This is a genomic window from Aquimarina callyspongiae, assembly GCF_034322225.1.
GTDB lineage: Bacteria > Bacteroidota > Bacteroidia > Flavobacteriales > Flavobacteriaceae > Aquimarina.
In genome coordinates this window covers 525367-539117 of record NZ_JAXLPA010000002.1, presented here as the reverse complement: position 1 = coordinate 539117, position 13751 = coordinate 525367, and the positions used below count along the sequence as shown (strand labels likewise).

General features: G+C 32.5%; 14 protein-coding genes. 8 read left to right on the top strand and 6 right to left on the bottom strand.

The features are described 5' to 3' along the window. Positions 1-123: 123 nt before the first annotated feature. The 5 genes from U0D62_RS09430 (at position 124) to lpdA (ending at position 4126) form a co-directional block, all read left to right on the top strand. Complete coding sequence (locus U0D62_RS09430) at positions 124-993, top strand: alpha/beta hydrolase (RefSeq protein WP_322287021.1); 870 nt, start codon at positions 124-126, stop codon at positions 991-993. A 67-nt stretch (positions 994-1060) separates the two neighbouring features. After that, positions 1061-1552 carry a peptide-methionine (R)-S-oxide reductase MsrB gene (gene msrB, locus U0D62_RS09425; protein WP_322287020.1) on the top strand — a complete coding sequence of 164 codons (492 nt, stop codon included), beginning with the start codon at positions 1061-1063 and terminating at the stop codon, positions 1550-1552. Continuing rightward, the gene (gene msrB, locus U0D62_RS09420; RefSeq protein WP_322287019.1) at positions 1553-1948 is read left to right on the top strand and encodes a peptide-methionine (R)-S-oxide reductase MsrB; all 396 of its coding nucleotides are present in this window, start codon (positions 1553-1555) and stop codon (positions 1946-1948) included. Between the two features lie 114 nt (positions 1949-2062). Beyond that, the gene (locus tag U0D62_RS09415; RefSeq protein ID WP_322287018.1) at positions 2063-2536 is read left to right on the top strand and encodes a hypothetical protein; all 474 of its coding nucleotides are present in this window, start codon (positions 2063-2065) and stop codon (positions 2534-2536) included. A gap of 198 nt (positions 2537-2734) precedes the next feature. Continuing rightward, positions 2735-4126, top strand: coding sequence for a dihydrolipoyl dehydrogenase (gene lpdA / locus U0D62_RS09410; RefSeq protein ID WP_322287017.1), 1392 nt, complete (start codon positions 2735-2737; stop codon positions 4124-4126). An 83-nt stretch (positions 4127-4209) separates the two neighbouring features. Here lpdA and U0D62_RS09405 read toward each other — a convergent pair whose 3' ends face one another. From U0D62_RS09405 to U0D62_RS09390, 4 genes are all read right to left on the bottom strand, one after another. Next, the gene (locus U0D62_RS09405; protein WP_322287016.1) at positions 4210-6045 is read right to left on the bottom strand and encodes a hypothetical protein; all 1836 of its coding nucleotides are present in this window, start codon (positions 6043-6045) and stop codon (positions 4210-4212) included. A 33-nt stretch (positions 6046-6078) separates the two neighbouring features. Beyond that, entirely contained in the window at positions 6079-6495 is a 417-nt protein-coding gene (locus U0D62_RS09400; protein ID WP_322287015.1) for a hypothetical protein, read from the bottom strand. A 196-nt stretch (positions 6496-6691) separates the two neighbouring features. Beyond that, positions 6692-7108, bottom strand: a complete 417-nt coding sequence (gene aroQ, locus U0D62_RS09395; protein WP_322287014.1) for a type II 3-dehydroquinate dehydratase — start codon at positions 7106-7108, stop codon at positions 6692-6694. Positions 7109-7110: 2 nt separating this feature from the next. Then, positions 7111-7737, bottom strand: coding sequence for a porin family protein (locus U0D62_RS09390; protein ID WP_322287013.1), 627 nt, complete (start codon positions 7735-7737; stop codon positions 7111-7113). Positions 7738-7978: 241 nt separating this feature from the next. Between U0D62_RS09390 and xerD the strand changes: the two genes are divergently transcribed. From xerD to U0D62_RS09375, 3 genes are read left to right on the top strand one after another with little or no spacing between them, the layout of a single operon-like run. Next, complete coding sequence (gene xerD / locus U0D62_RS09385; RefSeq protein ID WP_322287012.1) at positions 7979-8875, top strand: site-specific tyrosine recombinase XerD; 897 nt, start codon at positions 7979-7981, stop codon at positions 8873-8875. 1 nt (position 8876) lies between these two features. Continuing rightward, positions 8877-9833: a hypothetical protein gene (locus U0D62_RS09380; RefSeq protein WP_322287011.1), complete on the top strand. Its 957-nt coding sequence runs from the start codon at positions 8877-8879 to the stop codon at positions 9831-9833. Then, entirely contained in the window at positions 9826-10767 is a 942-nt protein-coding gene (locus U0D62_RS09375) for a leucine-rich repeat domain-containing protein (protein ID WP_322287010.1), read from the top strand. The genes U0D62_RS09380 and U0D62_RS09375 overlap by 8 nt, the downstream gene beginning before the upstream one ends. A 75-nt stretch (positions 10768-10842) precedes the next feature. Here the strand turns inward: U0D62_RS09375 and U0D62_RS09370 are convergent, their stop codons facing one another. Beyond that, positions 10843-11706 (bottom strand): anti-sigma factor, encoded by an 864-nt coding sequence (locus U0D62_RS09370; RefSeq protein ID WP_322287009.1) that lies wholly within the window; start codon positions 11704-11706, stop codon positions 10843-10845. Positions 11707-11817: 111 nt separating this feature from the next. Continuing rightward, positions 11818-13353, bottom strand: a complete 1536-nt coding sequence (locus U0D62_RS09365) for an NAD(P)H-hydrate dehydratase (RefSeq protein WP_322287008.1) — start codon at positions 13351-13353, stop codon at positions 11818-11820. Between the last annotated feature and the right edge of the window lie 398 nt (positions 13354-13751).

The following is a 13751-nucleotide window of genomic DNA, read 5'->3' as shown; positions in this document are numbered from 1 at the left end:
ACGAAGCATTTATGGAAATATATTTTCAACAATCATCATTTTTTTTATGTTAATTAATCATAATTTTTTCACCTAACTCCAATGATAGCTTAATTTTAAACCCAATAATCAGAGCTAATATTAATGACCAAAATTGACAAAGATTTAATTCCGGTTCAATCACTTTTAGTACCAAAACCAATACTATATACCGGAAAAATATTAAATTGGATTTCTCCCTTTCTTGCCTCGAGGTTTGCGGCCCGAATTTTTTTAACTCCTTTCAAATATGATATGCCAGAAAGAGAAAAGAAGATGTATGACGAGAGCAAAAAGGAAAACGCTTTTATAAAAAAAATTAACCGAAATGTCGTAGTCTATAATTACGGAAAATCAGATAAAAAAATTCTATTAGTTCACGGCTGGTCAGGTACAGGTACCCAATTATCCAAAATTGCAGATCAATTATTAGCACAAGGATATAGCACCGTAAGTTTTGATGCTCCAGCGCACGGAAAATCACCAGGAAAACGTACCATACTTCCGCATTTTATTGAAACAATTAATCAACTTGAAGCCACCCACGGTCCTTTTGAAGCTGCTATAGGACATTCTTTAGGAGGAATGTCATTACTAAGATCAACAAAGCACGGACTTTCTATAAAAAAACTAGTAATTGTTGGTACCGCTAATAGCATTACAGCTGTTACCAAAAACTTTGCAAAAAACTTACAGTTTACTAAAAAAGTAGCCCAGCTTCTGAAAGCTTACTTTGATAAAAGGTATGGAGAAAATCTTGATAACTATTCTGGAGCTGTTTCTGCTAGTGGAGTTCAAATACCAACACTAGTAATACATGACAAAAATGATGTTGATGTTCATTACAGTGCTGCTCTTGAGATAACAGATAATTTAAAAGAAGGAACCCTGTTAATTACTGAAAGATTAGGGCATCGAAAAATTTTAGGTGACAAAAAAGTAATTTCTGAAATCTTAAAATTCATTAATAAATGAACCTTATATTAGTCATGTTTTAACTGTTTGTTCGACTATATAATAGAATTCAATATAAATGAAACAAATGAAAAGACTTATTTTAATACTTATCAGCATTTTAGCGATAAGTTGTACAAGTACAGCGCAACAAGAGACTTCTAAAAAAGAAAAGAAAACTTATAAGGTCACCAAAACAAATGCTGAATGGAAAGAGATACTGACATCAGAACAATACTATATTCTACGTCAGGCAGGAACTGAAAGACCATTTTCCAGTCCGCTAAATAAACTATATACTTCAGGAACATTTCATTGTGCAGCCTGCAATACACCCTTATATGAAAGTAAACATAAATTTGATAGTGGTACCGGTTGGCCAAGTTTTGATAGAGCGGTAAAAGGGAATGTGGATAAAGATGTTGATTATAAAATTGGATATGCTCGTACCGAATTATTATGCGGTACGTGTGGAGGTCATTTAGGTCACTCTTTTAATGATGGTCCTAGAGAAACTACTGGTGTGCGTCATTGCATCAACGGTGATGCATTAGTATTTGTAGAAAAAAAATCTAAATAAATGAGTAAATACCCATTACAAAAATCTGATACTGAATGGAAAAACCAGCTAAACGAAGAACAATATAGAGTTCTTAGAGAAAAAGGCACTGAACGACCATTTACAGGAGAATACAACATGCATTTTGAAGATGGAATATATTCTTGTATGGCTTGTGAAGCTCCTTTATTTGAAAGCAGTACAAAATTTGATTCTGGTTGTGGATGGCCCAGCTTTGATAAATCAATTGAAGGGCAAGTAGAGTATATTAAAGATACATCACACGGAATGATACGTACCGAAATATTGTGCTCAAATTGTGGAAGTCATCTTGGACATGTCTTTAACGATGGTCCTACTCAAACTGGTCAACGATATTGTGTAAACTCTATAAGTATTGATTTTGATAAGTCTTAAGTCAATTATTCTTATTATTTATAATTTTATTAATAATTCATTCCTTTAATAGATTTATTTTTGGAACACTTATTGATAAAGTAAGTACATATCGAAACAATATATACACACATTATGAAAAAGATTTTCGCATTTTTATTCTTATCCACAGTTTTATTTACTTCTTGTTCAGATGATGATCCGGATTTCGACACCATTGGACAAACATTTGAATTTACAACAACATTTAATGCCGCCAATAATTTTGCCCATCGTTTTTTCTTCGGACAAAACATATTTGATTCTGATGTAGTATTAGTATATCGTTTAGAAGCGGTGGATAATGGTTTGGATGTATGGGAACCGTTACCAACCGTAACTATATTCCTAAATGATGCTGCAGATACTTCAGTTCAATACAGGTTTAATTTTACTTCAGGAGATGTTGATGTTATTATGGAAAGTAATAATCCCGATTTGGTCCCTGCTGATCTTACAAATAATCAAACATTCAGAATTGTAGTAGTTCCTTCATCTTTTGCAGAAAATACAGATGTTGATTTAAAAGATTTGAATGCAGTACAATCAGCACTAAAATTAGATTTCTAAAATTTATTCACATTTAGTATGGCTTTGGTATAATTTTACACCAATTAGACATATAGATATAAAAAAATTAACACTATCCTTGCGATAGTGTTTTTTTATGTCTTTTTTTTAGCATACACTATACTTCACGGAATCCATAATTCCTTTTTAGGTTCGCCGAATTATCCGTAAATTCGTGACTTCAAAAATTTGACATTTATGAGCACATATGATATCATCGTTTTAGGAAGTGGTCCTGGAGGCTATGTAACAGCTATTAGAGCTTCTCAATTAGGTTTCAAAACTGCAGTTGTAGAAAAAGAAAGCCTAGGAGGTGTATGTTTAAATTGGGGATGTATTCCTACAAAAGCACTTTTAAAAAGTGCACAGGTATTTGATTATTTAAAACATGCTTCAGACTACGGACTTACTGTAGAAAAATTTGATAAAGATTTTGATGCCGTAGTAAAACGTAGCCGTGGTGTAGCTGATGGAATGAGCAAAGGAGTTCAGTTCTTAATGAAGAAGAATAAAATTGATGTTATTAATGGATTTGGAAAATTAAAATCTGGTAATAAAATCACCGTAACTGATGCTGAAGGAAAGGCAACTGATTATGAAGGTAAACATATAATTGTAGCAACTGGAGCTAGATCACGTGAACTTCCAAATTTACCGCAAGATGGTAAAAAAGTAATTGGATATAGAGAAGCTATGACTCTAGAAACTCAACCAAAGAAAATGATTGTAGTAGGGTCTGGTGCAATTGGAGTTGAGTTTGCACATTTTTATAATTCTATGGGTACAGAGGTAACGATCGTAGAATATTTACCTAACCTAGTTCCTCTTGAGGATGAAGAAGTATCTAAACAATTTGGTCGTAGCTTTAAAAAGGCAGGAATCAAAGTAATGACGAATTCTTCTGTTGAAAGTGTTGACACAAGTGGTGATGGTGTTAAAGCAACAGTAAAAACTAAAAAAGGAGAAGAAATCCTTGAAGCTGATATTGTATTATCTGCCGTTGGAATCAAAACTAATATTGAAAACATTGGTTTAGAAGAGTTAGGTATTGCTACTGATAGAGATAAAATTGTAGTTAATGACTGGTATCAAACTAATATCCCTGGAGTATATGCTATAGGTGATGTAGTTGCTGGTCCCGCTCTTGCACACGTTGCCTCTGCAGAAGGTATTACTTGTGTTGAAAAAATTGCGGGAATGCATGTAGAACCTATTGATTACGGAAATATTCCTGGATGTACTTATGCTACTCCAGAAATTGCAAGTGTGGGTATGACTGAAAAACAAGCTAAAGAAGCTGGTTATGAATTAAAAATAGGTAAATTTCCTTTCTCTGCGTCAGGAAAAGCAAGTGCTGCTGGAACTAAAGATGGTTTTGTGAAAGTAATTTTTGATGCTAAATATGGCGAGTGGTTAGGTTGTCATATGATTGGTGCCGGAGTTACTGATATGATTGCTGAAGCAGTATTAGGTAGAAAACTAGAAACTACAGGACACGAAGTACTAAAAGCTATCCACCCTCACCCAACAATGAGTGAAGCTGTAATGGAAGCTGTAGCTGATGCTTATGATGAAGTGATTCATTTATAGTATAAGCAGAATATATTTATAAATTATCAAAAACACCTTATCTGCTGGATAAGGTGTTTTTTTATATCTAAAAGAGATTATTTTTAATTCGAACTTGGAATAGAGCCTATATTGAATGAAGGTACAGGTAAACGTAAACCAAAAAACCAATATGGATCCCCGGTAAACACATTAATTGCCGCTCCTGACTGAACATAATCATTAAGAATAGAAACTACGATACCTGCTCCTAATTCTGGAACATCATCACCGTCAAAATCCGGTGCAGAAATATGCAGTCCTATTCCCCAATCAAAAATTCGGTTATAAGCCACACTTTTTCTTCGTAGTTTTTGATCCCATAAACCTTTAAGTATCAAATTATAATAAGGCGCCATCTGAAACTGCGTTTTTACTTCGGTTCTTGCCAAAGGATCGGCAAAAATAACTCCTACCGTTCCTTCTATATGAGGTAAAACTCTGAACATAAACAATCTTCTGTTTTCAGTATATACCATTCCATCTTTTGAATTTACTTCTAATTTAAATCCTAACTGATCTCCATCAGCACGTACTCCAGAATTAATCAAATCAAAAGATGTAGATTCTGGTAAATCATCCAGGGAGAATTTAAACACTTCATCACTAAATTTTAATGCAGCAAAATCAAATTTTTCTCCATTCAAAAACTCTTCTATTTGACCAGAAATCGTATTTTTTACCTCATTAAACCTCTTTGTATACTCAGTTTTTAACTCATCAAACTTAGTTTTAAGTGTAGCTATAGTAGTAGATAAACTACCAACCACTGCACTTATTGAATTAGCTACTGCATTAATCTGATCCAAAAGTTTCTTCCCTTCAACCTTAAAATATTGTATATCACTCTGAATTCTTGCCAAAAACTCATTTACATTTATTGATTGATCTCCAGATACAACATCTATATAATATTCTTTACGGATATTAAATTCGTCTGAGATTTTTTTAATAGAGTCTTTTATTTCATTAATTTGATCAACTAAGGCGTTAAAACGATTTTGATTCACTGCACTTAGACCTATCCCCTTAATCTTTTCTATTTCTTCTTCAATTTTATTTTCTAGTTTCTTTATTTTTTCATCTATTATATTGCGTAATTGATCTAGGTGATTCTTTGCTATACTTTTTAAAATCTCATCTTCTTTCCCTCTGTTTTCTATAGCCAGGTTTTGTAATTTCTTTAGTTCTTCTAATTGCTCTGGAGTGGGCATAAGTCTCCATCGATCAACTTCAAAAGGATCTTGAGGGGTGATATTATCAAACCCGGGAACGTGTAAAGGTGTTTGATTTCCATTAGCAATAATCCAACCTCCAAATTGTATATAGACCCCATTTTCGTCTGCCATATTCCCTACTTCTTCTGTTAACTCATTTAATACTTCTTCTGCAGCAGCGTAAACAGAGGCATATGGTCCCATTTCTGAAAATTGAAAATCAGCGATATCTTCAATTCGATCATCTATCTCAGTTATTTCATCTACTTTTTGAACAACATTACCCAAAGCAGTAAAATAATTTTGAGCATCTTGTGATTGTTTTTGAAACTTTTCAAAATCATATGTATCTATCAATTTTTGTACCTCCTCCATATTTTTATTCCTATTTTCTAAGGCATTATAGATTTTGGTAATTTTATCTGATAGTTCAGTAGGAAATAAAGAATCATCTCCAATTTTTTCAATCAATACTGTTTTATTTAGCTCTATATCTAATACACTATTGATATCAATAATCCTGTTGTTTACATATTCTTCTTTTACTTCTCCAGTGGTGCGATCAAGAGATCTTCCATCTTGATCAATTTCAGAAATTTTAATAACCGTTTGTTCTTGTGCAGTTACAAATGAACTAATACACAAGGCAATAATTATGGTATAAACCTTATAATAGATTTTCATGACATATTATTAAAATGAGTAAAAAATTAAAAATTAGCTTGCATCACAAGCTACAGCCTTGCGTAGGATTCTGTTAATATATCCTCTTGGTTGATTAGGGAATTTAGATTTCAAAACGATCGCGGCTATCATATCTGTATTTACAGAAATAGAGAGTATTACATAATCATCCAGATCATTCCACTTAATCGATGTTCTAAGTTTGGGGTTTACAGTGAGGCTTTTTAGCTTATCTAATAATAAAGAAGGGTTTGTTGCATGTATCACCCTGGAACTATGGTAAACAGATTGATCCGAGTTTATTAATTCTTCGGCCTTGGCAACAGCCATTTTTGCAATTGGGTCAGTCCCCAAAACGACCCATAAAACGACAGGCTGAGTTAACCAATGTTCAAATACTGATTTAGCTTCTGAAGCATCTGTATCTGATAAAATGATAGGCTCTATCATAAGTATAATTTTAAGAGTAAATGTGAATTCTTAAAATTATACAAAATAACCATCACAAAAAAGGGGAAAAACACCTTAATTTTGGTTTTTCTCACAAAATTTAAAATACATAATATCAACATAGTAGGCTATACATATAGAATAGAATTCTATACATACAGGTGTCGTATTCCTACGAATTAAATTTGACCTTTATTTAGCTTAGAAAACTTTGGATTCCTAATTCATAGCTTTGCATTCCAAAACCTAAGATAACACCTTTAGCATTTGGCGAAATGTAAGATTGATGTCTAAACTCTTCTCTTCCAAAAGTATTAGATATATGAACTTCTACAACAGGCACGGTTACCGCTTTTATGGCATCCCCTATTCCAATAGAAGTATGTGTATAAGCACCAGCATTTAGAACAACACCGTCAAACGAATCATCAGCCTCCTGTATTTTAGTGATAAGCTCTCCTTCTATATTTGATTGAAAATATGACAACTCAACAGTTTCATACTTTGATTGTAACTCAGCAAAGAATTCTTCAAAAGTTTGGTTACCATAAATCCCTGGTTCTCTTTTTCCTAATAAGTTTAAGTTTGGACCATTTAATATTAAAATCTTCATACCTATTGTTCCTGTATAATTCTACGGTTATTTTTGGTTTTAAAAAGATAGCCAACAGAGAACTGTGCTATTGCATTTTTATTGGTAACATCTGCAATACTAGTATTATTAATATTACTTAACCCTAGATTATATCGTAGCTGAAAAAACAATCCACTCTCTAACTTATATCCTACTCCAAAATTCCAACTAAAATCTAGGCTTTCAAAAGAATCAAAAAATTCATCTGATTCATCTCCTATAGAATTAGCTGTTGTTGCCAAAGTAGCTAATTGAGGACCTGTCTCTAAACTGAATTTATTAAAATACAACTTAGCGATTATCGGTAAAGCAATATAATTAAGGCTAATTTTATTCTCAGTTCCGTTTACATCAAATTTATAACCTTGTGCAGAGTACAATGCTTCTGCCTGAATATAAAAACGTTGAGACACAGGAAACTCTATAACTGCTCCCAGATGAACTCGTTGTCTAGCATCGGTATCATCCAGATCACCAGTAATATTAGAATAGTTAATTCCTAATTTAAACCCTGCTCTTGTATACAAAGGGTTTTCATCCGTATCTTGAGCAGATGCTGTAAAAAAAGTAAAAATGGATATGGCTACTATAAAAATGTTTCTTTTCATCTTTAAAAATAAGTTCTTACTCAAAAGTAGTTTTATTTTTTAAAAAACACTTCTCAAAAAACAAAAAAGCAGTACCATCAATAACTGATAAAGTATTTAGACATCTATAACCTGTAGTATAAAAATCTATAGCGCTTAATTATCAAAGTTTTACAAAACCATTTAATTTTCAAAGAATATTATAAAAATGATGTTGTTTTAGATGGTTTTGGAAATGGTTTTCTTTTTTATCTTAGTGGCAATGAAATGGGAACATGCTATAAAAGATTATAAACATTATCTTCAAATTGAGAGAGGGCTTTCTGAAAATTCTGTGGTTAGTTACGGTCTTGATTTAAAACGATTATTAAACTTTCTTGAGGAACAAGAAATTAACACCTCTCCCATATCAATCAAAAAAGAGACGTTACAACAGTTTATTTTTGAAACGGCTAAACTGGTAAATGCCAGATCTCAATCTCGTATCATTTCAGGATTAAAAAGCTTCTTTAATTATCTGGTATTTGAAGATTATAGAGAATCTAATCCTATGGATCTTATTGAATCTCCTAAAATAGGAAGAAAATTACCCGATACATTATCCATAGAAGAAATAGATGCCATCGTAGCTCAAATTGATCTGGGAAAACCAGAAGGTGAAAGAAACAGAGCTATTATAGAGACACTATATGGATGTGGACTTCGCGTAAGCGAAGTAATCACCCTAAAACTGTCAGATCTTTTCTTTGATGAAGGATATATTAGCGTAACAGGTAAAGGTAATAAACAACGATTTGTTCCTATAGGGGATACTACTCAAAAGTTCATCAATATTTATAAAGATGAGATTCGTAATCATATAAATATTCAAAAGGGAGATGAAGATACTTTGTTTTTAAACAGAAGAGGAAAACAACTCACTAGAGCTATGATTTTTACTATCGTTAAACGATTGGTTGAAAAAGCCGGAATTCATAAAAATGTAAGTCCACATACGTTCAGGCATTCTTTTGCTTCCCATTTATTAGAAAATGGTGCTGATCTAAGGGCTATACAATTAATGTTAGGTCATGAAAGTATTACGACTACAGAAATATATATGCACGTAGACAGGAGTCATTTAACAGAAATTATACATAATTTCCATCCCAGAAGATAATATGGAATACAACTATTTAAGAAAATATCTTGTTTATACAATCTTCTTAAGTTATGTTGTAACATCTGCTCAAAAGCTAACTGCTAAAGGTGGTGTTTTACTCAAAGCAGAAATCACCTTAGGTAATCAAAATCAATGGTTAAAACTAGGGGTTTCTGGTTTTGGAACGCTCAATTATGGTGATATTTCTGCAGAAAGTGGGGTTTCTATTGCATCATATCAATTTTTAAAACGGCATACTATAAAAATGCAAGGATTAGGGTATTCATATAACTTTTTTGCTTTGGGTGGTATAGGAAAAAACAGTAACCTTCTGGGATCCTCGTTTTCTGATGCAAATACCACAATATTATTTGATCCTCAAGGAAAAGGAGGGTTTAATGGGCTAGGTTTTGGTTTTGGTAAAGATTTTTTACCAAAAACTTTAAAAAGTTATGGATTGCGTCGTGGAGCATTGCTATTACGTTTTAGCAATGCAAATCATAACATTCATTTTATGTTTAAAAATGATCTAAGAATAGGATGGTTTAACGGAGCAGGTACAGATTATGGCCTCACTGGATCATTAAACATTGGTTTTACAAGAATTTATAACAATACTACCATTCATCAATTAGGCATAGGCATTGATTTATTTACTCCAAGACCAGATTATAGCCGTTCTCCCAGAAATCCAATAAATTCTGACGATGGGAGAAAAAATGTTTGGTTTACCTTACCTCCTTTTAAGGAGCTATTTTATGGCAATTTGTATGCATATGCATTATATCAGGAAGATCATATTTCAATACACGCCAAACTTGGAATCAATAGCCAAAAAGCAGGTGCTTATATCCAAAATTTGTTACATGACGGTCTAGGATTGAATCCTCGTTTCCCTTGGTTGGTAACTGAAAAAGACAAAATTTATCTTGAAATAACAGGTAATGCACTTATTAAAGAAACATCCAATGAATAATAGAAGGTATATCTATATAACAACTATTATCTTATTACTTTTAAGTAGCTGTAATACCTATACAACATTCTATAGTAAAACATATAATGATATATCCTCAAATAACAATAGCAAAATATACCGTCTTAACTTAAGTAATACGCTGTCAGATTCTTCCTTTTCATCAATAGAAAAATTAAAGAGTCTTAAGATGCTTAATCTTAGTAATAATGAGAATATAGATATAAATAGTGTTTTGATGAAACTGCCAAATCCAAAATATTTGGAAGTTCTCATTCTTGATAGTTTAAAAATGTCGCAATTACCAGAATCGATTAAACGATTTTCGAATCTTAAACAACTATCCTTAGCCTATAATCCAAAGTTAGATCTAGATAATACCATCAATCAGATTTCAGGTTTACCTATTGAATTTTTAAATTTAAAGGGAAATAAAATTAAAAGACTCCCTGAAAATATTATTAAAATTTCATCCCTAAAAGATATAAACCTATCTCATAATTATATTAATGATCCTTCTGACTATATTTTATTAGGTCAACTCCCAAAACTTTATTCTTTATGGATTGATCATAATGAATTAGAATCACTTCCATCTACCATTGGTTCTTTAAAACAAATTAGGTTTTTATACTTAGATCATAACAAATTAAAACATTTACCAGATGCATTTTCAAATATGAAAAGCACTTGGGTGGTTCATGCAGGATATAACAATTTTGAAGAGCTCCCTTCTGTATTTGCAAAAATGAAATCATTGCTTATGATTCATGTAAATAATAACAGAATCAGTAGCATTCCTAACGCTTATTATACCGAAAAATATTCATTAGCTGGGATTATTCTAGACAATAACCCTATCCCTGAAAAAGAAAAAAATCGTGCAAAGAAACTTTTCAAAGATTTCTTTTTACTTTCTTTTGAACAGAAATAAAAAATATAAAGCCCATAAAGCTTAAAGAACTTTATGGGCTTATATTATAATTTTGGAATAAATCTGAATTTCAAATTATCTCAAAACTCTTCCAAAAGGCGCATTATTAGTTGCGGTCAATGTATTTATTGCAGGAGCCGTATTCTGTCCTGCTGTTCCACTTAATGGTTTTACAAAAAATGGTGTCGCCTGATCATAATCAGGAGATGGTTCTATGGAAATAACCACTGTTTTTCCTCTTACATCTCCATCTTGAGGAAATGTTAAACCTTGAGGAGCGCTATTTAAAAAATCTTCTCCCGGATAATTTGGCGCTGTACCGTTACCACTAAAAGGCGATGCATCATCAAAATTATCAACATCGGTAAATGTACCCGTAGTAACCGGAATATTATTAAAAACTACCCATCCTTCATACTTCCAGCCATCTGCAAGCGCAGGTAAATTTAATCCCGGAACCACCTGAACACCACTTGGGTCTTCAAACCAAATTCCAAATTCGTCATTGTCTGCTGTAATATCTGTTGGAGTGGCCATAATAAATTTACCAGATATTCCTGAGAAATCACCAATAACTGTATTTGCATTTACCTGTGCTACATTACCGCTAAAGAGTCCGCTCAACAATTTTGTTTTTGAAGGCAATGGATCAGAATCATTAGGTGGTTCAATTGATAATATAAACTCTGTAGCACTTTCCAGATTTGAGGCAACCACAGGAAACGTTATTGAATTTGCAGCTATATTGAATTTTCCTGTAGAAACAGGGTTTCCATCAACAATAAGCCATCCTTCATATGTCGCTCCATTGGTTAACGTTTCTAACCCTACTATTTCTAAGGTTAAATTAGCCACTGGAGGTCCATCATCACTTGAGCAAGAAACTCCTAAGAATCCCAAGGCAATAGTAAATATTGCCATCATTTTTTTTGTCATCATTTTTTTGCTTTTTAATTCATGAATAATTTAATATGATCATCATTCATTATAACTATAAAAAACAAACAAAATTGTACGCTAAAACCGCTATTTTTCAAGGGCAGTAACTTCTTATTGAGCGTTATCTGCAGGAGGTTGTGGGGCTTTTATTAATTCTACAAATGATGCTCCAATATGATCAACAATATCTCCTGCCATCATACCTTCATAACCAGTTTTTTGCAGAGCTAAATCACCAGACGTTCCATGCAAATACACTCCAAAAATCGAAGCATACAATGGATCATATCGTTTAGCTATCAATCCAGTAATCATTCCTGTAAGTACATCTCCGCTACCTGCTGTAGCCATACCGGGGTTTCCAGAGCTATTAATGTATAATTGATCTTTAAACACTGTAATTGTATTGGCTCCTTTAATAACAATAATAAGGTTATACTTTTCAGAAAAAGATTTTACTTTTTCAATTTTATCAAAATCATCATTCCACTTTCCTATTAATCTTTCTAATTCTTTAGGATGCGGAGTAATCACGGTCTTTTCTGGCAGATATTTTAAAAATTCTGGTTGTTTAGCTAATATATTAATCCCATCAGCATCAATTACTAAAGGCGCTTTATTGCCCTTTAAAAAAGTTTCAAATCCTTTAATTGTATTTTCGTGTGTTCCCATCCCCACACCTATTCCTATTGCCGTTGGTTCAAAATCAAACCTAATTTCTACCAACTCATCCTCATCATCCGTAATCACCATAGCTTCAGGAACAGCAGTTTGTAAAATATCATAGCCACAATCAGGCACATATGCGGTAGCTAATCCAGCACCAGTTCTTAAAGCTGCTTTTGTTGCCAGAACCATACTACCCATTTTACCATAACTCCCTCCTACTATTGCGCAATGTCCATATATTCCTTTATGAGAAAACTTATGTCTAGGACGATACAAGGTTTTAACTTCATTTTTTGTAATTAACTCAGCGACACCAGGAGTTTGTAATAAAAAGTTACGATCCAGTCCTATATCTATTACCTCAAGGTTTTGAGTATATCCTCCTGTACCAGGAAGGAAAAATACTAATTTCGGAAATTGAAAAGTCACTGTTACAGAAGCTAATATTACCCCATTAGGATCATCTGGTGCTTTATCTGCATATAATCCGGATGGAACGTCAACAGAAATTGTAAAGGAATCTATAGTATTGATATGTTTAATTAAATTGATTACCCATGGTAATAATGGACGATTAAGTCCTATTCCAAATATTGCATCAATTATAATTTCCTCTCTTCTTAGTTCCGGAAAATCATCTTCACCTTTTATTTGTGTAGGCCATTCCTTAGAAATTGCTTTAAGTCGATCATAATTTTCTAAAAAGTCCTTAGATCTATTATCGCTAAAGTTTACTATATAAGTTTTTACCTGATACCCATATTCTAATAATAAACGGGATATGACCAGACCATCTCCTCCATTATTTCCTAAACCACAAAAAACGTGAATAGTTATCGGTGCACCTTGTAACCGATTATGAATTAAATTAAAAATTTGTGTTGCAGCGCGTTCCATTAAATCCAAAGAACTAATTTGTTGTAACTTCATGGTCGCTTCATCCGCCATACGCATCTGTTGTGCCGAAAATATTTTCATAAATTTTTATAAACTTTTAATACCCGAACTACGTTTTTATCAAAATATAATGTCATTTTTAATCATTTTGAGCTTCTTTTCAAATTTGTTAAGAATTTCATAATGAATCTGTCACTAAATTATAAAATCAACAAAAGTTAAGGTATAGTATTGCTTTTATTTTTTCTAAAAGTAAAAAATTATACCTTTGGCTCATCATATAAAGCAAACTAATGTTTAGTACCATTTTCATATCGGATTTATTTACCTTTTTTGGGGTAGTAACTACACCGGTTATTGGAATTACTTCTATTACAGGTACTATTACAATTATTACCCTTAGGGGTTAATTCTTTTATATATCACCACCGGAACAAGTACGTAGTTAATTACAAAAACACTACCGAAAAAAAGCTTTA

What these genes read in the sequence shown, in the direction of transcription:
- U0D62_RS09430 (WP_322287021.1), top strand. Translation starts at nt 124, where the DNA reads ATGACCAAAATTGACAAAGATTTAATTCCGGTTCAATCACTTTTAGTA.
- msrB (WP_322287020.1), top strand. Translation starts at nt 1,061, where the DNA reads ATGAAAAGACTTATTTTAATACTTATCAGCATTTTAGCGATAAGTTGT.
- msrB (WP_322287019.1), top strand. Translation starts at nt 1,553, where the DNA reads ATGAGTAAATACCCATTACAAAAATCTGATACTGAATGGAAAAACCAG.
- U0D62_RS09415 (WP_322287018.1), top strand. Translation starts at nt 2,063, where the DNA reads ATGAAAAAGATTTTCGCATTTTTATTCTTATCCACAGTTTTATTTACT.
- lpdA (WP_322287017.1), top strand. Translation starts at nt 2,735, where the DNA reads ATGAGCACATATGATATCATCGTTTTAGGAAGTGGTCCTGGAGGCTAT.
- U0D62_RS09405 (WP_322287016.1), bottom strand. Translation starts at nt 6,045, where the DNA reads ATGAAAATCTATTATAAGGTTTATACCATAATTATTGCCTTGTGTATT.
- U0D62_RS09400 (WP_322287015.1), bottom strand. Translation starts at nt 6,495, where the DNA reads ATGATAGAGCCTATCATTTTATCAGATACAGATGCTTCAGAAGCTAAA.
- aroQ (WP_322287014.1), bottom strand. Translation starts at nt 7,108, where the DNA reads ATGAAGATTTTAATATTAAATGGTCCAAACTTAAACTTATTAGGAAAA.
- U0D62_RS09390 (WP_322287013.1), bottom strand. Translation starts at nt 7,737, where the DNA reads ATGAAAAGAAACATTTTTATAGTAGCCATATCCATTTTTACTTTTTTT.
- xerD (WP_322287012.1), top strand. Translation starts at nt 7,979, where the DNA reads ATGAAATGGGAACATGCTATAAAAGATTATAAACATTATCTTCAAATT.
- U0D62_RS09380 (WP_322287011.1), top strand. Translation starts at nt 8,877, where the DNA reads ATGGAATACAACTATTTAAGAAAATATCTTGTTTATACAATCTTCTTA.
- U0D62_RS09375 (WP_322287010.1), top strand. Translation starts at nt 9,826, where the DNA reads ATGAATAATAGAAGGTATATCTATATAACAACTATTATCTTATTACTT.
- U0D62_RS09370 (WP_322287009.1), bottom strand. Translation starts at nt 11,706, where the DNA reads ATGATGACAAAAAAAATGATGGCAATATTTACTATTGCCTTGGGATTC.
- U0D62_RS09365 (WP_322287008.1), bottom strand. Translation starts at nt 13,353, where the DNA reads ATGAAAATATTTTCGGCACAACAGATGCGTATGGCGGATGAAGCGACC.